Origin of the sequence: Brevibacillus sp. AG162 (assembly GCF_006715575.1) — a bacterium.
GTDB classification, from domain to species: Bacteria; Bacillota; Bacilli; order Brevibacillales; family Brevibacillaceae; genus Brevibacillus; species Brevibacillus brevis.
Genome location: NZ_VFNO01000003.1, coordinates 812,512 through 837,441 on the forward strand (window position 1 = coordinate 812,512; position 24,930 = coordinate 837,441).

General features: G+C 47.4%; 20 protein-coding genes. 18 read left to right on the top strand and 2 right to left on the bottom strand.

Annotation, left to right across the window (positions count from 1 at the left end; all coding sequences use genetic code 11):
- Window positions 1–9: 9 nt before the first annotated feature.
- The 7 genes from FB479_RS13665 (at window position 10) to FB479_RS13695 (ending at window position 8,298) form a co-directional block, all read left to right on the top strand.
- On the top strand, window positions 10–1,032 hold the full coding sequence (locus tag FB479_RS13665; RefSeq protein WP_142065629.1) for an ABC transporter ATP-binding protein: 1,023 nt from the start codon (window positions 10–12) through the stop codon (window positions 1,030–1,032).
- Complete coding sequence (locus tag FB479_RS13670) at window positions 1,025–1,981, top strand: ABC transporter ATP-binding protein (RefSeq protein ID WP_142065630.1); 957 nt, start codon at window positions 1,025–1,027, stop codon at window positions 1,979–1,981. Before FB479_RS13665 ends, FB479_RS13670 begins: the two co-directional genes overlap by 8 nt.
- Before the next feature lie 27 nt (window positions 1,982–2,008).
- On the top strand, window positions 2,009–3,640 hold the full coding sequence (locus tag FB479_RS13675) for a peptide ABC transporter substrate-binding protein (protein ID WP_142065631.1): 1,632 nt from the start codon (window positions 2,009–2,011) through the stop codon (window positions 3,638–3,640).
- Between the two features lie 278 nt (window positions 3,641–3,918).
- Window positions 3,919–5,181: an aminopeptidase P family protein gene (locus FB479_RS13680; RefSeq protein WP_142065632.1), complete on the top strand. Its 1,263-nt coding sequence runs from the start codon at window positions 3,919–3,921 to the stop codon at window positions 5,179–5,181.
- Between the two features lie 194 nt (window positions 5,182–5,375).
- Entirely contained in the window at window positions 5,376–5,630 is a 255-nt protein-coding gene (locus tag FB479_RS13685; RefSeq protein ID WP_106655277.1) for an aspartyl-phosphate phosphatase Spo0E family protein, read from the top strand.
- A gap of 198 nt (window positions 5,631–5,828) precedes the next feature.
- Window positions 5,829–7,319, top strand: coding sequence for an aminotransferase-like domain-containing protein (locus FB479_RS13690; protein WP_142065633.1), 1,491 nt, complete (start codon window positions 5,829–5,831; stop codon window positions 7,317–7,319).
- Between the two features lie 46 nt (window positions 7,320–7,365).
- Window positions 7,366–8,298 (top strand): D-alanine--D-alanine ligase, encoded by a 933-nt coding sequence (locus FB479_RS13695; RefSeq protein WP_142065634.1) that lies wholly within the window; start codon window positions 7,366–7,368, stop codon window positions 8,296–8,298.
- A 60-nt stretch (window positions 8,299–8,358) separates the two neighbouring features.
- On the opposite strand, the gene FB479_RS13700 is transcribed toward FB479_RS13695, so the two are convergent.
- Window positions 8,359–8,916 (bottom strand): helix-turn-helix domain-containing protein, encoded by a 558-nt coding sequence (locus FB479_RS13700; RefSeq protein ID WP_142065635.1) that lies wholly within the window; start codon window positions 8,914–8,916, stop codon window positions 8,359–8,361.
- Window positions 8,917–9,245: 329 nt separating this feature from the next.
- On the opposite strand from FB479_RS13700, the gene FB479_RS30960 reads away from it, so the two are divergent.
- The 5 genes from FB479_RS30960 (at window position 9,246) to FB479_RS13725 (ending at window position 14,981) form a co-directional block, all read left to right on the top strand.
- On the top strand, window positions 9,246–9,485 hold the full coding sequence (locus FB479_RS30960; protein ID WP_255438386.1) for a pyridoxal-phosphate dependent enzyme: 240 nt from the start codon (window positions 9,246–9,248) through the stop codon (window positions 9,483–9,485).
- A gap of 198 nt (window positions 9,486–9,683) precedes the next feature.
- Complete coding sequence (locus tag FB479_RS13710) at window positions 9,684–10,706, top strand: MerR family transcriptional regulator (RefSeq protein ID WP_142065636.1); 1,023 nt, start codon at window positions 9,684–9,686, stop codon at window positions 10,704–10,706.
- A gap of 97 nt (window positions 10,707–10,803) precedes the next feature.
- Complete coding sequence (locus tag FB479_RS13715; RefSeq protein ID WP_142065637.1) at window positions 10,804–12,423, top strand: ABC transporter substrate-binding protein; 1,620 nt, start codon at window positions 10,804–10,806, stop codon at window positions 12,421–12,423.
- Window positions 12,424–12,450: 27 nt separating this feature from the next.
- A complete protein-coding gene (locus tag FB479_RS13720) occupies window positions 12,451–13,899 on the top strand; it encodes a serine hydrolase domain-containing protein (RefSeq protein WP_142065638.1) in 1,449 nt (482 codons plus the stop codon).
- Window positions 13,896–14,981: a serine hydrolase domain-containing protein gene (locus tag FB479_RS13725; RefSeq protein WP_142065639.1), complete on the top strand. Its 1,086-nt coding sequence runs from the start codon at window positions 13,896–13,898 to the stop codon at window positions 14,979–14,981. Before FB479_RS13720 ends, FB479_RS13725 begins: the two co-directional genes overlap by 4 nt.
- A 46-nt stretch (window positions 14,982–15,027) precedes the next feature.
- On the opposite strand, the gene FB479_RS13730 is transcribed toward FB479_RS13725, so the two are convergent.
- Window positions 15,028–17,085: a LuxR C-terminal-related transcriptional regulator gene (locus tag FB479_RS13730; protein WP_142065640.1), complete on the bottom strand. Its 2,058-nt coding sequence runs from the start codon at window positions 17,083–17,085 to the stop codon at window positions 15,028–15,030.
- A 187-nt stretch (window positions 17,086–17,272) separates the two neighbouring features.
- Here FB479_RS13730 and FB479_RS13735 point away from each other — a divergent pair, with 187 nt between their 5' ends.
- The 6 genes from FB479_RS13735 (at window position 17,273) to FB479_RS13760 (ending at window position 24,907) form a co-directional block, all read left to right on the top strand.
- Entirely contained in the window at window positions 17,273–17,698 is a 426-nt protein-coding gene (locus FB479_RS13735) for a VOC family protein (protein WP_142065641.1), read from the top strand.
- A 69-nt stretch (window positions 17,699–17,767) separates the two neighbouring features.
- Window positions 17,768–20,431, top strand: a complete 2,664-nt coding sequence (locus FB479_RS30510) for an IPT/TIG domain-containing protein (protein ID WP_185746364.1) — start codon at window positions 17,768–17,770, stop codon at window positions 20,429–20,431.
- Between the two features lie 288 nt (window positions 20,432–20,719).
- Window positions 20,720–23,671: a formate dehydrogenase subunit alpha gene (gene fdhF, locus FB479_RS13745; protein ID WP_142065643.1), complete on the top strand. Its 2,952-nt coding sequence runs from the start codon at window positions 20,720–20,722 to the stop codon at window positions 23,669–23,671.
- A complete protein-coding gene (locus tag FB479_RS13750; RefSeq protein ID WP_142065644.1) occupies window positions 23,671–24,150 on the top strand; it encodes a helical membrane plugin domain-containing protein in 480 nt (159 codons plus the stop codon). Before fdhF ends, FB479_RS13750 begins: the two co-directional genes overlap by 1 nt.
- Window positions 24,147–24,560 carry a phosphate-starvation-inducible protein PsiE gene (locus FB479_RS13755; protein ID WP_142065645.1) on the top strand — a complete coding sequence of 138 codons (414 nt, stop codon included), beginning with the start codon at window positions 24,147–24,149 and terminating at the stop codon, window positions 24,558–24,560. The genes FB479_RS13750 and FB479_RS13755 overlap by 4 nt, the downstream gene beginning before the upstream one ends.
- Window positions 24,557–24,907 carry a Na-translocating system protein MpsC family protein gene (locus FB479_RS13760; protein ID WP_106655290.1) on the top strand — a complete coding sequence of 117 codons (351 nt, stop codon included), beginning with the start codon at window positions 24,557–24,559 and terminating at the stop codon, window positions 24,905–24,907. The genes FB479_RS13755 and FB479_RS13760 overlap by 4 nt, the downstream gene beginning before the upstream one ends.
- The last annotated feature ends 23 nt before the right edge of the window (window positions 24,908–24,930 follow it).

Below are 24,930 nucleotides of genomic sequence, written 5' to 3' on the forward strand. Positions count from 1 at the left end.
GAGTACATCGTGAAGCCATTGTTAGAAGTAGATCAGTTGCGCGTCTCCTTTCGCACGTACGGCGGAGAGGTGCAGGCAGTAAGAGGGGTTTCCTTTTCTGTAAAGGAGGGAGAGACGCTGGCGATTGTCGGGGAAAGCGGCTGCGGAAAAAGTGTGACTGCGCGGGCATTGATGGGGATGATTCCTCCACGATCCGGACAGGTAAAAGGCGGCAGCATTCGGTTTCGCGGGCGTGAACTGACGGGGCTGACCAAGCTGGAATGGCAGCAGGTTCGTGGCTCGCAGATTGGGATGATCTTCCAGGACCCGATGACCTCGCTGAACCCCACGATGAAAATCGGCCAGCAGATTGCAGAAGGGCTGATCAAACATCGAAAGCAGACGAAGACAGAAGCAAAGGAAGAGACGCTGAAACTGCTGGAGAGGGTAGGCATTCCGGAGGCAGCGAGGCGATTTGAACAATATCCGCATGAACTAAGCGGAGGCATGCGGCAGCGTGTCGGAATCGCCATGGCGCTTGCCTGCCAACCGCAGTTGGTTATCGCCGACGAGCCGACGACGGCGCTCGACGTGACCATTCAGGCCCAGATCCTTCGTCTGATGAAGGAATTGCAGGAGCAGTTGAACACCTCGATCATTCTGATCACCCACGATCTGGGCGTAGTCGCAGAGGTGGCCGATCATGTAGCGGTCATGTACGCAGGCGTAGTGGTGGAGAGCGGCCCGGTGGGAGAAATCTTCGACAACCCGCGCCATCCATACACACAAGGGCTGTTGCAGTCTGTGCCACGCCTCGATGCAGGCAAAAAAGAGAGGCTGATCCCCATCGAAGGGACACCGCCGGATTTGTTTCGCCCGCCTGCCGGTTGTCCGTTCGCTGCCCGTTGCCGGTTTGCCATGGAAATTTGTCTGGAGCATATGCCGCAATCGAATTCGTTTTTCAATCAGCATGAGGCAAGCTGCTGGTTGAACGACCCGCGTGCCCAAAGAGCGGATGCGTGGATGGTAGCAAGGAGGGAGATACATGTTTGACAACATTGTGCGGGTGGAGAATCTCGCCAAATCATTTGAGATTGGCGGAGGCCAGCGGGTTAGAGCTGTTGACCGCGTCTCTTTTGAAATCAGGCGAGGGGAGACGCTCGGAATCGTCGGGGAAAGCGGCTGCGGCAAGTCTACGCTGGGCAGGACGATCGTGGGCCTGTACCCGGCTACTGCAGGGCGCATTTTGTTTCAAGCTAAAGACATCACCAGAATGGACAGACGTGAGCGAAGGGAAGCAAACCGCCACATGCAGCTGATCTTCCAAGATCCGCAAGCCTCGCTCAATCCACGATTACGAGTGGGTGACATCATCGCCGAAGGAATCGATTCCTATGGATTGGCAAAAGGAAAAGAGCGGGAAGAGCGCATCTATCGGCTACTGGAGCTGGTAGGATTGCACCCAAGCCACGCAAAACGCTTTCCGCATGAATTCAGTGGCGGACAGCGACAACGTATCGGAATCGCCCGTGTGCTTGCGGTGGAGCCCAGCTTTATCGTGGCAGACGAGTCCATCTCCGCACTGGATGTGTCTATTCAGGCGCAAATCGTCAATCTTTTAGCCGATCTTCAGGCAGAGCGGTCTATCACCTATCTGTTTATCGCCCATGACCTGTCGATGGTGAAGCACATCAGCGACCGGATTGGCGTGATGTACCTGGGACAAATGATGGAGCTGGCACCAAGTGATGAGTTGTTTGCCATGCCGCTACATCCGTACACACAGGCTTTGATCTCGGCCATGCCCGTCTCCCATCCAGCCAAGCGCGAAGAGCGGGAGCAGATTGTACTGGCTGGAGAACCGCCAAGTCCCATTCATCCGCCAAGCGGTTGCCCGTTTCGCACCAGATGTCCAGTTGCCCAAGGCATTTGCGCCGAAACAGCGCCGGACTGGAAGGAGGTGAGGCACGGACACTGGATCGCTTGCCATCTTGTACAGTAGATAGAGGAGAACAAGGAGGAAATCATCATGAAAAAGGGATTGCTCGCTTTTGCCGCATTGCTGGCGCTCGCTATACCTGCGCTTTCTGCGTGCGGCAGCGATAAACCGGCAGCGTCTTCCGATCAACAGACGGGAGCAGCTGTCAAACAAGTTATTACCGCTAATCTGCGGGGCGAACCGTACACATTAGACCCGGCGTTTGCTTCCGATACCACCTCATATTGGGTGATTGACCATCTGTACGAAGGATTGTTCCGATACAGCCAAAATGGGAACATCAGCGAAGGCGCAGCCGAAAAGGTGGAAGTCTCTCCGGACGGCAAAACCTACACGTTTACTCTGCGTCCCGATATGAAATGGTCGAACGGTGATGCGTTGACGGCGCATGACTACGAATACTCCTGGAAGCGCGTGCTGAATCCGCAGACTGCCGCCTATGAACCATCTGCGCTCTACTACATACAAGGCGCGGAGGCATACAACACGGGCAAAGGCAGCGTGGATGACGTTCAGATCAAGGCGAAGGATGACCGCACACTCATCGTCGGACTGAAAGACCCCATCACCTATTTCCCGAAAATCATGATGAGTCGCGCCTATCTGCCGGTGAACAAGAAAGTCGTGGATGCGGATAAAAACTGGGCGGCCGAAGCGAAAGGCATCGTGACCAATGGCCCGTACACCGTGGAAAGCTGGGACCACAACAGTCAGCTGACAATCGCCAAAAGCCAGAGCTACTGGGAGAAAGAACAGGTAACAATGGACACCGTCCACTTCAAGATGGTAAATGAAGCGACCACCTACTACCAAATGTTCAAAACGGGAGCGCTCGACCTGATTGACTCCCTGCCGATCGATGTGATTGAGCAGGAAAAAGAAAAAGAAGAGTATAAATCATTCCCGGACTACAGCATTTATACGTATACGTTCAACGTAGAGGAAAAGCCGTTTACTAATGCGAAAATTCGTCAGGCCTTTTCGTACGCGATCGACCGGGACATTCTGACGAAAAACGTGACCAAGGGGGGCCAGCTTCCGGCGTACGGTTATACGCCATTCGGTGTGAAAACTCCTTCGGGCAAAGACTTCCGAGAAGAAGTGGCGCCTTACTATCAGTTTGATCCAGCTAAGGCGAAACAACTTCTGGCGGAAGGCTTGAAGGAAGAAGGCTGGACAGAGCTTCCGCCGATTACATTGAAATACAGCACCGCAGAAAACCACAAGAAGATCGCCGAAGCGCTGCAAGAAATGTTCAAGCAAAATCTGGGCGTGCAAGTGAAGCTGGAAAATCAGGAGTGGAAAACGTACATCGATACGTTCAAGCAGAAAAACTTCCAGATTGCCCGCATGGGTTGGGGCGGCGATTACCTCGATCCGCTTGCGATGCTGGAGCTGTACACAGGTAAAAGCTCGCGTAACTTCACCAACTGGGCCAATCCAAAGTTTGACGAACTGATCGAAAAAGCAAAGGTCGAGCAAAACGAGGAAGCACGCATGAAGCTTCTGCACGACGCCGAAACCATTTTGATGCAGGACATGCCCGTCATCCCGGTTTATTTCAATAATGAAAACTACCTCAACAGCAAAAAAATCGAAGGCATCCGCTTTAGTGTAACCGGGACACCGGACCTGCGCTGGGCGAAAAGAGTGGCAGAGTAACTTTTAATATAATACGGTCGTAATCTACTAAAACAAGAGCAGTTTAGCTAAAGCAACTGCTCTTTGTTTTATGGACTCAATAAAAGGTTTATTGCGAAAAATCGTTTCCCAAATGATCAAAGTATCCTAAAATATAGAAAAAGGAGGATTCATGACGATTTATCAAAGTAAAATCGGTGGATAATTGTCAGATTATACTGAACTTACAGGAGGCAAGAGTGCCTTTCACATGCTGGATCAAGCCAAGAAGAAACTCATGAACGAAGAGGTGGAATCAAATGACAATAACTTTGGATTCAAAAGTTTTCATCAATCGCCGTCAAAAACTCGCGGAAAAAATGCCTGATCACAGCGCACTTGTCCTATTTTCAGGGGTTGTAAAGACACGCAGCAATGACGATAAATTTCTGTTTTCACCGAACCGCAACTTCTATTATTTAACCGGCATTGCGCGCAGCAACCTCATTCTTATGATCACGAAACGCGCTGGCATCGTGACCGAAACGTTATTTCTTCAGCGCCCAAATGAACTGGAAGCGAAATGGACAGGGGCCGTCTTATCGGATCAAGAGGCGAAAGAGCAATCTGGTATCGAACACTGCGACTATCTCGATGAGTGGCTGGAGTCATTTGGAACCTTTATGAGGCGCTGCGAAGGCAAGTGCTCGCTTTATCTTGACTTGTATCGCTATCTGTGGAGCGATGAGCTGACGCCCGCAGAGAATTTTGCTGAAGACGCGCAAAAAAAATACCGGACCCTGCAGATTCACGATGCGGGCCCATGGCTGAAAGAACTGCGTATGGTGAAGAGTCCGGCAGAAATTGAAGAAATCAGACGTGCGATTGCGATCACGGATGAAGCAATCCGGCGTATGTGGTCGCATGCACGTCCTGGAATGATGGAATATGAGCTAGAAGCGCACTATGATTTCACGTTGAAGTCGCATGGTGTTCGCGAGCTTCCTTATTTACCCATTATTGCTAGCGGAATCAATGCTACTATTTTGCACTATGAAGCGAATAATCAGCGTACGGAAGATGGTGACCTGGTCCTTCTCGACCTCGGTGCAGCATCGAATTACTATGCGGCTGACATTTCGCGAACGTTTCCCGTGAATGGTCGCTTTACAGAACGTCAGAAAGCGATCTATCAACTCGTGCTCGAAGCAGAAATCAAGACGATCGAAGCAGTGAAGCCTGGTGTCACACTTCCACAACTCAATGATGTCACGAAACAAGTCTTGACAGATGGCCTCCTACGTCTCGGTCTAATCCAGGACAGTAATGAGCTGTCCAAATACTACTATCATTCCGTGTCTCATCACCTTGGACTGGATACGCACGATTTCTCGGATTACAGTGTTACCATGCAACCAGGTATGGTGATCACGATTGAACCTGGTCTGTACATAGAGGAAGAAGCGATTGGCATTCGGATTGAAGATAATGTGTTAGTAACAGAAGACGGCTGCGAGGTGCTCTCATCGCAGATCCCGAAGGAAATCGAAGAAGTGGAATTGTTGATCGGGAATAAGAAATAGCGAACGCTTACGAGTGAATGGATTCATCCATTGTAGAAAAAACATCCTTTCGATAGGATGTTTTTTTCTATTCAATTTTTTCTTAGTTGGTGAATTCTTGCATATTCATATATACTTGTTAATGTAATAATTTGTAAAAATAGGAGGTGCTTAACATAAAAGCTCTCGTAAGTTCATTAGAAAGGGAAGTCCCTGTGCACCTAGGAACATCCCCGAAAAGAGAAAGAGTAGGTGCCCCTAAAAACAAGTGCACGATCTGGGGCTCGGGAAAAGAAGCAAGTCGACACCACTTAGATTTAGAAAAAAGCATCGAGCAACTACGACAGCAAATGATTGAATTGGCAGGAAAACATGGTCTTACAAGTGACGTAGTTTTGGGGGTAAGCCAGCAATTGGACAAATATATTGTGATGGCGCAAAACAACCATAAAACGGATAGCCTCTGGTAAAGGATTCACTAGCGGCCTACTAAAAAATGATTGCAAAAGAGGAACCCTTAGGAAAAATGGGTTCTTTTTTACTTTCATTTTTACCCTGGGTGTATGCTGACTGCTACAGAGGAACCACCGAAGGATGAAAAATCCAGTGCGGTGGTTCTTTTTTTCTCTCGTCTCCCATGCCATCATTATAGACGGGGGCGATGAAGGATGTTCCAGGATTTCAAGCTTGTTAGTGACCGTCCAGTCGCGATACAAGTAAAAGAATACGTCAAACGCTTAATAATCAAAGGCGCGCTTCAGGCGGATCAAAAGCTGCCCTCCACACGAGAGATGAGCAGTTTGCTAAAAGTGAGCCGCAATACAGTCATTGCAGCCTACGAAGGCTTGGAGGATGACGGATTTGCGTATGCGATTCCCGGTAAAGGCAGCTATGTAACCGCTATGGTAGGCCATTTCGTTGCAGATAACGGAGGAGCTGACAACGCCGTCTCCTGGCAGATCGACTGGAAGGCACGAATGAACGAATATGCGGTATCCGCAGCAGAACTGGACATGATGAAGCAGGGCATTCGCGCCAAAAAAGGAACCATCTCGTTCACAAGCATCGCACCGGATGAGCAGTTGTTTGATCTGGGGGATGTAAGGCGAGCCTTTATGGATCGGATGGCAATCGAAGGACAGGTGCTGCTCAACTATGGATATGCCAAGGGCTACAAGCCACTGATCGATTACTTGATGCGTTATATGGAGAATAAGGGCGTTGATTTGACCGGCAAGGATATGCTGATTACAAGCGGGTTTACAGAAGGTTTTGACATCGTGCTATCGGCACTGCGTCCTTCTGCGCGTCGTGGAGCAGCCATTTGTGAAAATCCGACCCATCATACAGCGATCAAGAATTTGAAGTTGCAAGGATTCGAGATTACCGGCATTCCGATGGAGAGAGATGGTATTGATGTGGAGCAGCTTGAGGCGGTATTGCAGAAGCAGACAAACAGCTTCGACCTGGCCTATTTGACTCCTTCCTATCACAATCCGACAGGCATTGTCATGTCGCCAGCGAAGCGCACTGCCGTTATGAAAGTAATGATGCGCTATCAGATTCCGGTGATTGAGGATGGTTTCAATGAGGAACTGCGCTACTCGGGGGCGCATGTTGCGCCATTAATCGCGGCAGCAGGGCAAGGGAACGGAGTCATCTATATTGGTAGCTTCTCCAAGGTATTGTTCCCTGGATTGCGAGTGGGCTGGGTGCTCGGAGACAAGGCACTGATCGACCATCTGGAAAGCATGAAGCGTGCACGTACCATCCATACTTCAACCATTGATCAATCGATCCTCTATCAATATTTGCTGAATGGAAATTTCGATAAATATGTCAAAAAAGCACGTATGGAATATAAGCGCAAATATGAGCTGACGAAGGCATGCTGTGAAGCGCATCTCCCTGAGGCGCAGCTGTCTGGCGATGGGGGCTTGCATTTGTTTCTTACCTTCCCCTCTGGCGTAAATACACGCCAGCTGCTAGAAGCTTGCACAGAGGAGGGTGTCATTTTTACACCGGGGGACAAATTTTTTATTCAAGAAGGAACAGGGACGAATTCCTTGCGACTAGGTTTTTCACGAGTAACGGATGAAAATATCGAGCGGGGTATTCAGATAATCGGCAAACAGGCGCGTCGCTTTCTTGAGACATAACGATTACGAACCGTACAACCATTTTGATGAAAAATGAGGTGTCATCATGAAGATAGGCGTAATTATGGGTGGTATTTCTTCTGAACGTGAGGTTTCTCTGCAGACTGGTCAAGAGATGATTAATCATTTGGATCGCAGCCGCTATGAGGCAGTTCCCATTATCGTTACGCAGCGAGCGGATTTACTCACACAGATTCAGCAGGAAGGTATTGATTTCGCGCTGTTGGCGCTGCATGGCCAATATGGCGAGGATGGCACGGTGCAGGGAGCGTTGGAGACCCTCGGTATTCCCTATACAGGAAGCGGTGTCCTGGCAAGCAGCCTATGCATGAATAAGCAACTGTCCAAGATGCTGCTGAAGGAGGCGGGTATTCAAACGCCTACAGGACTTTATTGGAAGGACGTTTATAATCCTCAGGCGGTGGAGCAATTGGGTTACCCGGTGATTGTGAAGCCGAATATGGGGGGATCCAGCATTGGTGTCCAGCTCGTGCATAGTGAGGGTGAGCTGCTGTCGGCTGTTCAGGAAGCCAGCCATTTGGATCAGGGGATCTTGATTGAGTCCTATTTGAAAGGGACGGAGATTACCTGCGCGATTCTGGATGGCGAGGTACTACCGATTATCGGCATTCGCTCCGCGCATTCAGAGTGGTTCGACTACCGAGCGAAATATGAGGACGGCGGCGCGGAGGAGAAGGTGATCGAGCTTCCTCCCGTTACCCTGCAGTGTGTTCGCGAGGCGGCGCTCGCTAGCTACCGGCTGCTGCAGTGCAAGGTCTATGCGAGGGTCGATATGATTTTGTGCCAGGATATACCTTACGTACTAGAAGTGAACACCTTACCGGGGATGACCGCCAACAGCCTGTTTCCAAAGAGTGCAGCTGCAGCAGGTATGACCTTTACACAGCTGCTGGACCGTATGATTGCGAGCTCGCTCCATGAACGGAAACAGGAATGGGGGAATACTGCTAACGGATAGCAAATATGCTAGTGATCTATCGGAAGAGAAACCCTACATGTAGTGGGTTTCTCTTTGTTTTCATTGACTTGAGTAGTGAATGACTACGGAACACTTTACGATACGATCACCGTTGTTTCGATAAATGTGAGGCCTGTCTGCTTTAAAAATAAGAGTATCCTCCGGTTCCACTACATAAACCTGTTCATTGACAACAACCTCTAGCGTGCCTTCATTTACGAGAATGAATTCCTCAACCCCTGTTGAATGTGGTTCTGCTATATGTTCGCATCCTGGTTCAAGAGTTACGGAGAAGATTTCAAACTGTTGTTCTGGATTATAGGGTACAAGTGGATATACACGGTACTGTCCATTATTTTCAATAATTGGATTTACTTCCTTCTTTTTCACGATCGTAACATTCGGCTTGTATTGACTAACGAGTGAAGAAAAGGACAAGCGCAACCCACTCGCTATTTTCCAAAGTGTTGTGATGGTTGGAGCAGACTTGCCTCTTTCAATTTGTCCTAACATCGTTTTGCTAACTCCTGTTATTTCAGCAGTTTTATCCAAGCTCAAGTTTCTTTCTTTCCGAATACGCTTTATGTTCTCTCCAATATTTGTGTGGAACTCTTCCATAAAATGCCCTCCATTGAATTTGGACGTTATATTGCACGTATGTACGTTATAATCTGCAATCAGACTATATATAGTTCGATGCAGACACTATCTAGTCCAAAATATACGAAAAGAGGCGCTATGTCTATGGAGAACATGATTTTATCAGGCGTTCATAAAGCGATTGGTAATACTCCCATGGTTCATCTTTCAAGGCTTACGGAAAATCTCGATGGAAATATTTTCGCCAAACTGGTTCTGGTGGTACCTTTGAACCTTATACCGCTCCCTTCTACTCTAGTAAAGCTGCTACTAATCTCAATCACAAGATCCAAGGTGGCGGAAATTGCATGGATTTACCTCTTCTGGATAAGAACTTCGTTACAGACTACATCCATGTTACTGATGAAGAAGCGATACAAGCTGCTAGAGAACTAGCAAGAAAAGAAGGAATATTCGCAGGATTTTCTTCAGGAGCAAATGTTGCGGCTGCCCTACAGCTTTTGAAAGGGAAAGAAAAAGGGGCAAATATTGCGTTGACGATTAATGATTCAGGGCTGAAATATTTAAGCGCAGATCTCTATGAATAACTTCAACCGTCCGTTTACGTTTACGAAGTCAGGTGTCAACACCCACCTGGCTTTTTTATGTTCACATTACGCTTCTTTTTTTACGGTAAAAGCATGAAAATCAGTTGAGCGAAGGGATGCCCATGTCTCCTTTCATCAGATTGCCCCTTGAATCTCAAGTTACTTGAGGTTTTATAATTGACTAGGAGGTGTTGTAACGTGCACGGAAAGGCGAGGAACAGAATAGACACCACACAAAATCAACAGATTGATCCAACAACAAAGGACGTGAAGTTCTCCATAGGACAAGTGGCGAAAATGACAGGATCTTCTGTACCCACTGTTCGTTATTATGACGAGATCGGTCTGCTTTCACCTGCTGAGATAACTCCTGGAGGGCATCGTATGTATACGGCAGAGGAAATATGGCGGTTAAAGCTGATCTTAACCCTTCGCTATCTAAACTTTGGGATTGATGAGATTCAGAGAATGTTAGCTGGGGATATACCTATTGATATGGCGATAGAATGGCAAATCGAAGCTTTGGACATCCAAATGCGTACGCTTGCCAGCATGAAATCCATTTTGGAACAAACAAAGCAGAGTAAGGGTGGCCATGATTCTCTGAGTTATATGCACGAGCTAATTGAATCAATATCTACAAATGCATTGGAACGGGAAAGGTTTATTTTAGAAAAAATGTTTTCGTCCGTTTTTCCTGAACAATTTCCGGTTGAATGGCGAGAAATTTTTTTACTAGGGATTAACGTATCTTCATTGCTGGAAGGCAAGCTTTCGGCAGCACAAACGGCTGCACTAGATGAGTTGGAGGAAATGTTTAATGATCCACAGATTGTCGGGGAGATGAAGCATGATGTTATGTCCTTCCTGGAAGTAGTTCACCTGCCCAAAATTAGTGTTGAGATGTGGACTGCCAGAATGCTTAAAAACCATAAACAGTTGTTGAAAGCAGCGGAGCAACATGCAACTCCAGACAGTCCTGTCGTACAGGCGAATATTCAAGAGTATGTGCTGCTGTTTGCCGATGTTGACGAACTCCCTGTCTCGCAGTTATTTTTCCGTCGATTTGCTGAAAGGATGCTTTCAAACCAATCAGAAAATCTCGAACGCTTTAGAAGAATTTGTTCAATCCTGTACCCTGGTCTGCAACCGTATATGAAAACAAATGAATTATTCTACCAAGGATTACAGTGGAAGCTTCAACAACTGGATAAAGAGTAAATGTACTCTTTGTTACAGCTTGCGAAGGAGGTGACATTCTTTGTCATCATCGGAAGTTCTTTCAAAAAGAAAAGGGTAGGAGGTGGCATGCTGACACATGAAGAAAAACAAGCGAAAAACGTACAGTGTCTTTTTGGGGGGCTTTGTCACTCTATTTGTGTTCTTGGTGGTTGGTTGCAGCACGCAAACACCTGTGCCAGTCGAGCAACAGGAGAGTGCCAAACCAAAATCGGGCGGAACCATTACAGTAGCCTACCCTTATGAACCGGATACGTTAGACGCTCACTTGTCTGCTGGATCTGCTGGGGTCTATACCTGGTTGCTCGGTGGATCGCTGCTATATAAGGATTCTGCGACAAATGAATACAAGCCTTCCCTGGCAAGTGACTATAAAATTTCTGAGGAAGGCAAAACGTGGACCTTCACCATTCGTTCCGGGATTACCTTTCACGATGGGACACCTCTGACTGCAAAAAGCTTTAAGGAAACCTTCGATCGTGTTCTCAATCCACAGACAAAAGCAAAAACAGCCGCTGAAGTAATGGCTCCAATAAAAAGTGTGAAAGCGCCAGACGATCAGACCCTCGTTCTGGAACTACATGACCCCAATTCTGCCTTCCTCGATTCGCTAGGGAATTATATAACACAGCCGTTATCGTTGAAAGCGATTGAACAGGGTGGAGAGGAGTACGGCCGGAGTCCAGTGGGAGTAGGGCCGTGGAAGTTTGAGAGCTGGAAAACGGGCGAAGGTGTCACCTATGTTAGAAATGAAGCTTTTCAGTGGGGAGAGCCATATTATGAAAATCAAGGTCCTCCAAGAGCCGACAAACTTGTCATAAAAGCGATTGCTGACAGCCAACTCAGGTTATCAGCGCTAGAGAGTGGTGCTATCGATGTAGCAACGGAAATACCTGTGAAAGACGCCAAATATTATCGAAATAATCCGAAATATCAAGTGATAGAGCGTTTACGTCCTGGACTGGGCTTATTGATGGAGATGAATCTGAAGAGACCACCGTTTCAAGATATGCAGGTGCGTAAAGCATTTAACATGCTCGTCAATAAAGAAGCCATTATCCAAGCTGTTACGCAGGGAGAAGGCGAAGTAGCCCATGCGCCGTTATCTCCATCAACGCTAGGGTATGATAAATCCTTAGAGAAGTACGGTTACGAGTATAATGTGAACGAAGCAAAGAAATTGCTGGACGATGCTGGTTGGAAAGTAAACGGAAGTGGTGTGAGAGAAAAGGACGGAAAAACACTGAGTCTGAATTTGCTCAGTACCGCAGATTTTGACAAAGAAGCCCAATTGCTCCAAGCCATGCTGGGAGAGGCTGGTATCAACATGATGATTCAGAATCTAGAAATAGCAGGGTACATGCAGGAAGTCGTTAAAGGAAATTTTGATATAACGCTTATATCGGGCTCCTATGATGACCCTGATATTCTTTACTTCTATTTTCATTCCAGCGGCGCCTACAACCTGTCTGGTGTAAAAGATGACAAGCTGGATGCTCTCCTATTGAAAGGGCGTACAACCATACAGACTGATGCCAGAAAGCAAGTGTACATGGAGGTACAAAAGCATCTGATTGAGCAAGCGTATGTTGTCCCTCTCTATTACGATAAGGCCTTTACTGTCATGAATTCTCGTGTAAAAGGAGTAAAGTGGACATCTGTCATGCCGACATATAATGACAGCTGGATCGAGAACTAACGATATGTCAACAAAGGAGAGAAGCATATGCCAAATAACGGATGGATGGATTCTTTTGAACAATATGCTCAAAAATGGATAACAAAAGGTCAGGTTCCTGGTGTTTGTATGGGAATAGCAAAAGATGGTCAAATCTTTTACAGTAACGGATTTGGCTTCCGTGATGTGGAACAGCAACTAGGGGTTACGATCGATACGGTATTTGGGATTGGATCCATAACAAAATCCTTTACCTGTGTGGCGGTCATGCAATTACAAGAAGCTGGTAAGTTATCCGTACATGACCCAGTTGTCAAATACTTGCCGGAATTTCGTCTGAAAAATCTTGATGTGGGGCAAATCACGATTCATCATTTTATGACGAATACGAGCGGAATTCCTCCTTTGCCAACATTTTATGCAAGTGTGATGCGAAGCTTGGAAGAGAATGAGGTAGAAGACCATCCATTTCTGCAAAACCATACAGATGATGCGGTACCAATCGATACGTACGAAGACCTGATGAATGTAATCTCTACATTAGATTTAGAGCTTTTAGGGCCACCAGGTACAGAGTTCAGTTATTCCAATGATTGTTTTGCCTTGCTGGGAGCGATCATTGAACGCGTCAGCGGGAAGTCGTATGAGGCTTATGTCAAGGAGCATATCATAGATCCAATCGGAATGGAGCACACGAGCTTTTTTCTGGAAGAGCTGAATGGCTATGAGAATATTACAAAGCTGTATATCATGCGAGACAGAGGCGATCACAAGGAAGTGATTCCATCTCCGAATTGGTGGGATACTCCCGCTTCTCGGGCGGCAGGATTTCTAAAATCAACGGTGCGGGATATGTTGCGATATACGGACATATTCTGCAAAGGTGGGCTTACACCAGGGGGAAATCGTATCCTGACATCTGAAAGTGTGCAACAAATGATAACCCCGTACTTTCCGACTGACTTGGTACCTGGTCAATTTTACGGGTACGGATTGGTTATCACTTCTGACTTCTACGGAAAAACGTTAGTTGAACATAGTGGTGGCATTAAAGGGGTTACGTCGCAAATGTGCTTCTTTCCCGAAACAGGACTGGCCGGAGTGGCACTGTCCAATCTAGAAATGTCACCGGTTTTGGCTGTTATGCTGGGTGCGCTAAATAGTCTGGAAAACCGCCCTCCGGAATCCTCTCATCTGGTTAGCAAGATTGATTTCCTAACTGAGGAAGCAATGAATCAATTCGTGGGGGACTATCAATCAAGTGAGTTTGGGACAGTGCCGATCCGATTGGAAAATGGTCAACTGATGCTCTCCTTTTTGGGAGAAACCTACGTAATGAGACCATTTGCTGAAGATCTGTTTGTAGTCCGAGCATTTGGAACAGATCTCTCTGCAAGGTTTATCAGAAGTGGTAATAATGAAATTGTTCGAATCGCCTTTGCGGCGAGACAATTTACTATTCATGATAAAAAAACGAGTGGGGGAAACGAAAAATGACCCAGCGAGCCAACGTAAGTGATACGAGACACCGCCAGCTTGATGAGCTTTTTACCACGATTGCCGAACAAAACAATTGGAGTGGCAACATCTTGATTTTGGAAGAAGGGAAACCCTTTTATCAAAAATCCATAGGAATGGCCAATCTGGAAACGGCTGAGAGATTGTCACCACATTCGGTATTTGAACTCGCATCGGTTTCCAAGGCGTTTACAGCAATGGGCATCATGATCTTGCAAGAGCAGGGGAAGCTCGACTATACAGATAAAGTTGACAGCTTCTTTCCAGATTTTCCTTATGCCGATATTACTGTAGAGAATCTACTTGTACACACATCCGGTTTGCCAGATTACATGGAATTGTTTTCCCAATATTGGGATAAATCAAAAATCGCTACGAATCAGGACATACTCGAACTGCTAATCAAGCATCGACCCAACGTCTTATTTCTACCCAATGAAAAGTATGAGTACAGTAATACTGGCTATGCCTTATTGGCTTCTATCGTAGAACACGTTGCTGATACACCATTTGCTGATTTTTTGCAGCAAAACATTTTTCAACCACTAGATATGCAGCATACGAAAGTGTACAACCGAAGATATTCTCCTGAGTTGACCAAACATTACGCTTACGGATATGTAAAGTCTGCTCAATCTGATGCATTCGTGTTACCGGATGAATCAAGTGAGCACGATTTTGTCATTTATCTGGATGGCATTCAGGGAGACGGTGCGGTCAGTTCAACACTGGATGACTTGCGTAAGTGGGACAGAGCTCTTTACACAGAAAAGCTGGTAAAAAAAGCAACGCTAGAGAGAGCGTTTTCCCCAATACAGCTTACGGACGACAGTCTATCTCATTATGGATATGGCTGGCGGCTGCGTGAAGATCAGGTGACAGGAAAAGTCGTGCATCACGGAGGTAGCTGGCCGGGGTATCGAAGCTGGCTAAGACGATACATTGAAACCGATAAAACGATTATTTATGTCACAAACGTGGATCAGGAACGGGAGTGGACGGAAAAAGTAGTAGAGGCAGTGGAGAATATTTTATTCGAACAACCGTATGTCATGCCGTAGCCATATAAAAAGAGGAGCCGCCATCGACGGTTCCTCTTTTTTCGATCTACACAAGCATTTTTTTCACCAACTGTGTCCGGTTGCTGACATCCATCTTTTCAAAAATCGATTTCAAATGCTTTTTTACCGTGACTTCGCTCAAATACAAGCGAGCAGCGATTTCTGCGTTCGTCAATCCTTCCAGAACAAGGGCGGCTACTTCCTGTTCCCGTGCTGTCAGCATGCTCATGTCCAGTGTTGTGACTATTCCCGGTGATGCTGGAGGAGAAGTAGCTGGAATCGCTTCTTCTTCCAGACGCAAATCCGCATCCAATCCGGATCGCTTAAGCAGCTTTTGCAAATAAGCGGGCAAATGCTCACCTTGCGTATCACGGAAAAATACGAGGGTGGGTGTTACTCCGTCATAGTTGGTGTGGGTAGCAAATTCGGCTATATCAAATCCCAAACTTTCGTGGGCGGCTTTGAAAAAAGGAAACGGTGCAGGTGAACACAATAAAAATTCTCCGGTGAACATCAAACCGTGCAGCATATGGCCAATGGCTGTATGTTGGGAAACATCCTCGTAATCGTCTTGATGAATGGTATGAATGAACCAGCCTGCTCGTGTGTGTTCCGGCACGTTAAATCGTTCTAGCTCTTGTTTGGAGAGAGCGGTGAAATACGAACGGGAGCCGGAATGTTCCATCAGGTAAGGAAGGGTTTTTTCGTTGATGGGAACAACTGCGGCAAGTGCTGAGATCGCTCCGTTTTCATTGCGCAGAACGCGAAGCACGTCGTATCCCAGCGAGAATAGACGGTCATGATCAAGCCAATTCAATGGGTACAAGGTTTGCTCCGCTGTCAGGTGAAAATCAAAATGGTGGTTCGTATGCGGATCAAACAGCTTGATCGTTTTAGGGGAGGGACAGTGCCGCTGATTGCGGATATACTCTAGCAGTTCTTCCCGATGACCAGTGTGAATCGATTCGAATGGTTTGGGTAATGGATCGAACCAATTTAAAAAGGCGCGAATGAGTGCATCACCTAAAAAGAAGGTAAGCTCTAAAGCCTCTGGTGTACGGACCGAATGAGCTGACTTGGTGAACTTCTCATAATAGTAGTGAACGGCCCGCTTTTGCAAATCTGCAAAATGAACCGGGGTCCGTGCCCGCATATCCTGGGCAATGGATTCTCTCATCAAGGAATGAATCGTCCAGCCGCTGTCCACTTTCCGTACAAACGAAAATCGGATCAATTGAAAAAACTCAGAGGCTGTAATTTCCCTTTTCAATAAAAACGACAGATTATCCTGATTGAAGTGCCGCAATACGGCGGCTGCTTCCACGAGAGGACGCAAATGCTCGCCGGGAACCTCGCGCAGCCATTGGCTTACAACAAACGGCAACGTATCCATTTCCTCTTGAAAAGCACCGTTTCCTTCTTGATCTTTCGGCTGCAAGGTAAAGGACAGCAAGGAAAGGGTAAGGGGATGCCCTTTGGAGCGTCGCCACATTTCTTGGATGATAGGCGGTTCAAAAATGTGACAGTAATGCGCATACCGTTCAACAGCATCGTAAGGAAGATGGGACAAAGGGACCCTACTGATGAAGTGACGCCAACCGGGGGAAAGAAGCCAAGCTTCAGACAGTGGATGCCGCCCTGCGACTACGATCAGGATATTCGCGCTTAATCGTTTGAAAAAATATTCGCGCAGCCAATGGTCCAGGCCGTCCAAGTTCTCGTAAATGTCGAGAAAGAGGACGAGTCTTTGATCAGCCGCTTTTTCATTCAGCTTCGAAACGCATTCCTCCAACAATTGAGAGGGATGCTGCTCTTCTCCCTTATGATAAACGTGCAACGCCTGCAAAATATGTAGGCAAAAATCAGAGGGCGTGTGCCAAAATTGCTCGCTGTCCAAAGAGAGCGTAGCTGCTTGACGCAGATGAGCTTGCCGCTTAAGTTCGTCGAGCAAATAGCTTTTTCCCACGCCTGCGGTCCCGAAGAGATTCATGATTTTTTTGGAGCGCCGCTCATCCGCAAGCAACTTCAAAAAATGAAGGACTTCCTCGGTTCGTCCTACCAACAGACGACTTTCCAGCTCTTCAAGGCTATCCTGATAATTCATAGCATCACCCGCTCCATCAAAAGGTTTTCCTTTTTCTTCCTACGATTTTACTACGCTTCTTATATACTGGGTACTCATATTTATCGCACGGGTATCCTTTTGGATGCATCCTTTCGAGTAATATCGAGCCCTGTATTCTCGGTGTTAGGATGAAACAGGCGAGTCAATACGAAAGGATGGAGGGAACATGTCAAAACTAAGCCGCTTGGGTCACATTTCCTTATATGCGCATGATGTTCGCAGATTGGCCTCTTTTTATGAAACCGCACTTGATCTGACAGTGGTGAACCCTAGCGACGAAACGGCATGCTTGGCGATTGATCCGCAATCGGGCAGGCACGATTTGCTCATCCTGAACAATCCGCATCATGTGCATCTGGCTTTTTGGGTGGATACGTTGGATCACTTCAAGGAATTGTGGAGGAAACTGACGGAGCACGGTATTTTGGCACATGGTCCGTATGTGGAGAGCGAATTTGCACGTTTTTCTTTTCTTGATCCGGAAGGCAATCATGTGGAGATCATATGGGCGCATCAAGGGGAAACACCTCATCCACAAAGAAGAAAAATCAGCTTTCGGGAGTTAGAGGAATTCGGCGCTAGCCAAGAATGATTGTCCGTGCAATGAAGGCTGGCTCGCACAAACTATTTCATTCATTGTGATAAGGGAGAGGAAAAAACAATGTCAACTTCTACAAACACTTTCAATGCAGGGGGAAATACCCTTGGGATCACGTCCATGGCTGTGAATCCGGCTTCCTTCCAAGCAGCACCCCAAATGGTTCAGGATCGAATGACGTATCACAAAGCGGTACTGGAGTCATTCGGGATTACGTCCCTGTCCAGTCTGGGTTCGCTCAAGATCCGTGGGACAGTAGTACCTCAATCGGGGCTGACGAAACCAAGCCCCACACTCGTCAGTGGGAATACCATGATTCAGTCTGCGTATCGAATCGACTCAGCCAAATCTACGCCTTCTTTGCAAATGTTGAGTGGTAAAGCGGAACTGTTGCAAGCCATTCCGTTTCCTAAAAAAATGACGGCTACATTAGCTGTACCGTCTCCTGCTTCGGCCTTGAATATATCGGTAGACACCGCCTATTGGGCCGCATCGGAAATTTATATTGAGGATGGAACCAATGTCATTTTGAAATATCCGCAGCGCTACTTAATCATCATCGCTGAAAAGTTGACGGTCGGTCAGAATGTTACGTTTACATGGGAGCGTCCCTACCGCTATGTTCCAGGCAAACGCCAGAAACCGGCAACACCGCCAGATGCACCAATGTCTTCGACGCTCTCCGGCATTCCGGGGACACCTGGAACACATGGATTGCCCGGAGACCGTGGATTTGACGGAGCTGCTGCTCCTGAACTCGAACTGTGGGTCCTCAATATGGCGGGACGCCCTCATTTTGACTTGAAAGGGCAAGATGGCACACAAGGCGGGCCTGGGCAAGACGGAGGAGATGGTGGCCGGGGAGGAAAAGGCAAACCAGCCGAATTGGATTGGGCAGGTTTCTGCAAAGCCGGAGCAGGAGCAGGTGGAAACGGAGGACGTGGCGGTGCAGCTGGCTACGGAGGCCCGGGAGGCAATGGGGGCGCTGGCGGTCGGCTGACCTTGTACGCGCCACAAACCATCATCCAAAATTATTCGCAAGGCTTTGCGATCACGATTGAGGGGGGCAGCCCGGGGGCAGGCGGAATCCCTGGTAATCCTGGAGCAGGCGGACCAGGTGGCGCCGTGGGTGACAGCAAGAATGCAAAATTCGGTACGGCATGCGGTCCAGGGCCGAGAACGGCAGGTCAACCGGGAGCGCAGGGTTCATACGCTGATGCTGGTCGTGCCGGATATGCGGGAGGCAGATTGTCTGATCCTGTGAGCTTTCGAGCCATCGACGCGGATGATTTCAGACGCAAGCTCTTGGAGCCGTCGATCAGCCATGTATCCCCGCTCTATGCATTCGCAGGTGATACAGTGACACTGGAAGGAAGTCGTTATACCAAAACCGATGTCGTGCTGATCGATGGCGCGGAAACGAAAACCCAGGTAGTAAGCGATACCATGCTCCATTTTGTGTTGCCTTTCGTGACAGGAGGCTCCCATATGCTCCAGGTCCGACAATCAGATATGACTCTCTCTACAAAGGCATCCATCTACGTGAATCCAAAAGTCATTTCCGCCCAACAGGAAAATCAAGTGAAAACACGGATGAGACCCGGACAAAAAGCCATCGTGAACGGAAGCGGCTTTTCCGAAGGGACACTCGTCTTGGTAAACAACCAAGAAATGCCCGATGTACGGATACTAAGCTCGACACAAGTGGAATTTACCTTGATTCGACCAGCGGAAGTGGAAAGCAATCCAGCGGGTGAGCAGGTGACCCTGAAAGTACGGCTTTCCGATGGCACACCTTCTAATGAAATTCCGCTGACCCTAGAAACCTTCCATATGCTCGTGATGGGCGATTCCGTGAGCTGGGGGCAAGGCTTGCAAGAGCATGAGAAGTTTTATTCCATCGTGGGTGCAGCCGTTCAGGCCAGAGAAGGAAATATCAAGCAATATACACAAGTACTCGCTCATTCCGGCGCCATTATTGGAGAGGGTAAAGATGACGTAGTGGCCCCCGTAGACGGCGAAGTACCTAAATCATTCCCAACGATCCTGCAGCAATGTGCGTTCTTCAAAGGCGAGGCTGACTTGGTGGATCTGATTCTTTTGGATGGAGGCATGAACGATGTCGATGTTCGGACAGTTCTGAATCCTTTCCATCCAGCTGACTTGGGGAAATTACATTATGACTATTTCTATGAGAGCATGAAGAAATTGCTGGTCGAGGTGACGAATAAATTCACACAAGCCAAAGTCATCGTTACCGGTTATTATCCACCTGTATCTGAAAAGAGCGATATGACAGCGGTAGAAGCACTGTTGATCGGCGTGGGGGCCATTGTCGGAGGAGTCGGCGGCGGTGCAGCTGGAGGAATTCTAGGAATGGCTGAGTTGGAAAAGGTATACAAGCGCTGTGCCCAGCTTGAAACAGAATCAAAGGTCTACCTGCGTAAAGCCATCGATGAGAGAAATGCGGAGCTCGGTCAACAGCGTATCTTTTTCGCCGATCCGAATTTTGGTCCGGAGCATGCGGCGCTGACGGATGATCCCTATGTATTCGGCATCAATTTGGACCTGACTCCACAAGACCTGATCGCAGCCGAGCGCCTCGTCTCCTGCACAGAAGCAGGGTGCACGGGTTTGGATTTCGAGATATGCAAGCGTGCCTCCATCGGTCATCCCAATCAAAAGGGAGCCCAGGCGTACGCGAACGCCATTTTGCCTCTTCTGTAAGCAAGCAAAGAATCATAGGACGATTGACACAGATACGCTTCCATAAAAAAAGTTGGATTTCCATGTAGATCCGGTGATATAATGTAGCCGTAATTGATCATTGATGGTTAGTAATGACGAATTGCTCAATCATCCTGATCTCACGCATAGATATGTTGGGACGGATAACGAGTATCATTGGATGCTTAGGAATTAGCCCACCATCAAACAATTTGCGCATGTTCATGTGTTCATGCTCAGGTTGTTTGGTGGTGGGCTTTTATTATTTTCTTGGAGGTTTTAGAGAAGATGAAAAAAATTAGCTTTGAACTAAATGGAGTGAAGCATGAAGCGGAGGAAGGAACCCGTATCCTGGATTATTTGCTGCAACAGGGAATAGAGCATCCTCACATCTGCTATTCACCCATTTTAGGACCTATTCAAACGTGTGATACGTGCATGTGTGAGATTGACGGGAAAATGATGCGAGCGTGCTCGACCCCTATCGAGGAAGGTATGCACATCCTTACATCCTCTGAACGGGCAAAAGGCGCACAGGCAGAAGCAATGGACCGGATCTTGGAAAACCACATGCTGTATTGTACCGTCTGCGACAACAACAACGGAAATTGTCGGGTTCACAATACGGCAGAACTGCTGGAAATTGACCACCAAACACGCCCGTTCCGAGAAAAAAAGGAAGAGGTGGATATGTCCCATCCCTTTTATCGTTATGATCCCGATCAATGCATTCTCTGTGGACGTTGCACGGAGGTTTGTCAGGATTTGCAGGTAAATGAAACGCTCACCATCGATTGGGAACGAGAGATTCCAAGAGTGATCTGGGACGACAATAAATCGATTAATGAATCATCTTGTGTGTCTTGCGGTCAGTGTGTGACAGTCTGTCCGTGCAATGCGCTGATGGAGAAATCCATGCTCGGTGAAGCTGGCTTTCTGTCAGGGATTAAAAAAGACCTGTTGAATCCGATGATCGATCTCATTAAAGAAGTCGAGCCCGGTTACAGCAGCATTTTTGCTATCTCTGAAGTGGAGGCGGCCATGCGGGAAACACGGACCAAGAAAACAAAAACCGTATGTACGTTCTGCGGGGTAGGCTGTTCATTTGAGGTATGGACCAAAGGACGCCACATTCTGAAAGTGGAACCAACGGAAGACTCTCCAGTCAACAGTGTCTCTACTTGTGTGAAAGGGAAGTTCGGTTGGGATTTTGTTAACAGTGATCAACGCTTGACCACACCTTTGATTCGAAAAGGAGACGCATTTGTTCCGGCTACGTGGGATGAGGCACTATCACTGATTGCCGAGCGAATGGGTAACATCAAGCAAAACTACGGAGGCAACGCGCTTGGATTTGTAAGCTCATCCAAAACAACCAACGAAGATGCCTATCTTATGCAAAAACTGGCGCGGCAGGTATTTGAATCTAACAATATCGACAACTGCTCCAGGTACTGCCAGTCACCTGCCACTGACGGATTACTGGCAACGGTAGGACACGGTGGGGACTCCGGTACTATTCAAGATATCGCAAGTGCCGGACTGGTCATCATCGTCGGGGCGAATCCAACAGAGGGCCATCCCGTTTTGGCAACCCGCGTGAAACGGGCAAAGAAATTATACGGTCAAAAACTGATTGTCTCTGATCTGCGCAAGCATGAAATGGCCGAACGTTCCGATCTTTTCTTGCATCCAAAACAAGGGACCGATTTTGTCTGGCTGACGGCAGTCGCAAAGTACATCATCGACCAAGGCTGGCATGACGAACCCTTTCTCCAAAATCGGGTAAACGATTTTGACGATTATCGGAAAATGCTCGAAAAATACACGCTGGATTACGCTGTGGAAGTAACCGGGCTGACAAAAGAACAGTTGATTCAAACAGCCAGAATGATTCGCGAAGCAGATGGTACTTGCATTTTGTGGGGAATGGGTGTGACTCAGAATATCGCCGGTTCGCATACGTCAGCCGCTATCTCTAATCTCTTGCTGGTAACAGGAAACTACGGCCGACCGGGAGCAGGAGCCTATCCATTGCGTGGGCACAACAACGTACAGGGAGCTTGCGACATGGGGACACTCCCTACGTGGCTTCCAGGGTATCAGCCTATTACGGACGATCAGGCGAGAGCCAAATTTGAAAAGGCGTATGGCGTAACGATCTCGAACAAACCAGGCCTAACGAATATCGAAATGCTGGAAGCGGTGGAGAAAGGTGAGCTGAAAGCGATGTACCTGATGGGTGAAGACATGGCTTGGGTCGATTCCAACGCCAACCACGTGCATGAGACCCTCAGCAAGCTTGAATTCTTTGTCGTACAGGACGTATTCCTGACCAAAACGGCTCAATTTGCCGATGTCGTTTTACCTGCGTCTCCATCCCTGGAAAAAGAGGGTACCTTTGTGAATACGGAAAGACGTATCCAGCGGTTGTATCAAGTAATGGAACCACCGGGAGATTCAAAACCGGACTGGTCGATCATCCAACTGATTGCACAACGTATGGGTGCAAACTGGAATTACCAACACCCTCGTGAAATCATGGACGAAATTGCGAGTCTGGCACCGATTTATGCTGGAGTTTCGTACGATCGTTTAGAAGGATGGAACAGCTTGCTTTGGCCAGTGCAACAGGATGGTACCGACGAGCCGCTTCTATACAAAGAACAATTCAACTTCCCTGACGGAAAAGCAAGACTTTCGCTCGTTGAATATGTTCCGCCTATCGAGTATTCATCGGAATTTGATCTTACCTTAAACAACGGACGACTACTGGAACATTTCCATGAAGGAAACATGACGAATAAATCAAAAGGCATCCAATATAAACTACCGGAAGTATTTGTAGAAGTTTCGCCTGAGCTTGCCAGCGAGCGGGGGCTAAAAGACGGTTCATTGGTTCGTCTCGTCTCTCCATACGGTGCCATTAAGCTTCGTGTTCTCGTGACAGATCGAGTAAGCGGTAAAGAGCTGTATGTACCCATGCACTCCATTAGCCATGAAAATGCCATTAACCTTTTGACCGGCAGCGTTGGGGACGTTCGAACGCAAACCCCTGCCTACAAGCAAACAAAGGTACGTATGGAGTTTCTCAAAGAAAAAGGAATGATCCCACTGCCCAGGTACAATCCCCGCTACGCGAAGCGAAACCCTCAGATGGGTGTCCAAGTAGAGCGAAAATGGGCCAGAGACGATTATGAACCGATTGCAGATGTAAACATTGTGGGAGGTAAAAAATAATGGCAAGACCGATTTCAAAAGTGCTAGAACCTGTTCTTACCGAAAAAGAAAAACAAGATCAAACGGTAGAAAGTGTCATACATGCGCTCGCCAAAAATCCGGAAGGGATCCAGGCTACGATCAAGCTGCTCCAGGAACTCCATGAAAGTGGAATTCTTGGAGCGCTTAACGCGGCCGTTGAAGCGAAAGAAGATATTGCCAAAATTGTCGTAGGACAAATGGTGCGTCCTCCTGTCACCAATATGATCAACAATGCGATGGCTGCCGCAGGTGGGCTTGCAGAGCTAGATCCTGAAATGACAAAAAAGCTGATGGGCGGTGTTACAAAGGGGCTACAAAGGGCAGATGACGCTCTTCGCTCTGGAAAAAAGGTAGGTGTCATCGATTTGATGAAAGCTCTGCGTGATCCAGACATCAACCGGGCGTTGGGTTTTGGCATAAACCTGCTGAAAGGATTAGGAGAGGGCCTAAAGGAATGATGAAGGAGACATCGATCGTGCACTTCTATCAACGGATGTTAAATATTTCACTCATCATTCTGGGACTGGTCTTGAGCTTTTATCTTGTACGTGAACTGTATTTCATTGTGACCGCTGCACTTCTTGGCAATACTAACGTTCATGATATTTTGGAGGAAGTCTTAGCCTTTTTTCTGTACTTTGTTTTTGTTTCTATGATCGTCAAATATTTCAAGGAAGCGTATCACTTTCCGCTGCGTTACCTCATCTATATCGGCATTACCGGCACGATACGTTTTATTATCGTCAATCGTGATGACGCTTTGAATAATCTGATTCTATCGCTAGTTATTCTTATTCTGGTCATTTGTTACCTATTGTTGGCTCCTCGCAAGAACAAGTGGGGGGAATGGAAGGAGAACATTGAATGACGAAAAACCTGGAACATCAATTCAGCATGCTAGTTCGTGAGATACGAAAAGAATACGTCGGTAACGGTCCAAAAGAAATCGTTACACGTTTTTGTGGTCCATGGGTGATCTGTGAGATGAAAGGAAACCTGACAAATGTAGAAAAATTTATGATTTTGTCTGAAGAAGGCAAACGAATGGTACACGATGCTCGCACGAAGCTCGTGAAGAACATTTACAACGACCCTGCGGTAGTAGCAAAACTCGAGGATATCATCCACGCAAAGGTTTTGCGGATTTTTTCAGATATCAGTATTGAAGAGGATATTGCCATGACCGTCTATGTTTTAGATAGACCGATTTCTTGATCAGTGTAGGAGAGAAGGGGGAA

What these genes read in the sequence shown, in the direction of transcription:
- FB479_RS30960 (WP_255438386.1), top strand. Translation starts at nt 9,246, where the DNA reads ATGGATTTACCTCTTCTGGATAAGAACTTCGTTACAGACTACATCCAT.
- FB479_RS13690 (WP_142065633.1), top strand. Translation starts at nt 5,829, where the DNA reads ATGTTCCAGGATTTCAAGCTTGTTAGTGACCGTCCAGTCGCGATACAA.
- FB479_RS13695 (WP_142065634.1), top strand. Translation starts at nt 7,366, where the DNA reads ATGAAGATAGGCGTAATTATGGGTGGTATTTCTTCTGAACGTGAGGTT.
- FB479_RS13700 (WP_142065635.1), bottom strand. Translation starts at nt 8,916, where the DNA reads ATGGAAGAGTTCCACACAAATATTGGAGAGAACATAAAGCGTATTCGG.
- FB479_RS13725 (WP_142065639.1), top strand. Translation starts at nt 13,896, where the DNA reads ATGACCCAGCGAGCCAACGTAAGTGATACGAGACACCGCCAGCTTGAT.
- FB479_RS13755 (WP_142065645.1), top strand. Translation starts at nt 24,147, where the DNA reads ATGATGAAGGAGACATCGATCGTGCACTTCTATCAACGGATGTTAAAT.
- FB479_RS13735 (WP_142065641.1), top strand. Translation starts at nt 17,273, where the DNA reads ATGTCAAAACTAAGCCGCTTGGGTCACATTTCCTTATATGCGCATGAT.
- FB479_RS13730 (WP_142065640.1), bottom strand. Translation starts at nt 17,085, where the DNA reads ATGAATTATCAGGATAGCCTTGAAGAGCTGGAAAGTCGTCTGTTGGTA.
- FB479_RS13680 (WP_142065632.1), top strand. Translation starts at nt 3,919, where the DNA reads ATGACAATAACTTTGGATTCAAAAGTTTTCATCAATCGCCGTCAAAAA.
- FB479_RS13760 (WP_106655290.1), top strand. Translation starts at nt 24,557, where the DNA reads ATGACGAAAAACCTGGAACATCAATTCAGCATGCTAGTTCGTGAGATA.
- FB479_RS13675 (WP_142065631.1), top strand. Translation starts at nt 2,009, where the DNA reads ATGAAAAAGGGATTGCTCGCTTTTGCCGCATTGCTGGCGCTCGCTATA.
- FB479_RS13750 (WP_142065644.1), top strand. Translation starts at nt 23,671, where the DNA reads ATGGCAAGACCGATTTCAAAAGTGCTAGAACCTGTTCTTACCGAAAAA.
- FB479_RS13720 (WP_142065638.1), top strand. Translation starts at nt 12,451, where the DNA reads ATGCCAAATAACGGATGGATGGATTCTTTTGAACAATATGCTCAAAAA.
- fdhF (WP_142065643.1), top strand. Translation starts at nt 20,720, where the DNA reads ATGAAAAAAATTAGCTTTGAACTAAATGGAGTGAAGCATGAAGCGGAG.
- FB479_RS13670 (WP_142065630.1), top strand. Translation starts at nt 1,025, where the DNA reads ATGTTTGACAACATTGTGCGGGTGGAGAATCTCGCCAAATCATTTGAG.
- FB479_RS13715 (WP_142065637.1), top strand. Translation starts at nt 10,804, where the DNA reads ATGAAGAAAAACAAGCGAAAAACGTACAGTGTCTTTTTGGGGGGCTTT.
- FB479_RS30510 (WP_185746364.1), top strand. Translation starts at nt 17,768, where the DNA reads ATGTCAACTTCTACAAACACTTTCAATGCAGGGGGAAATACCCTTGGG.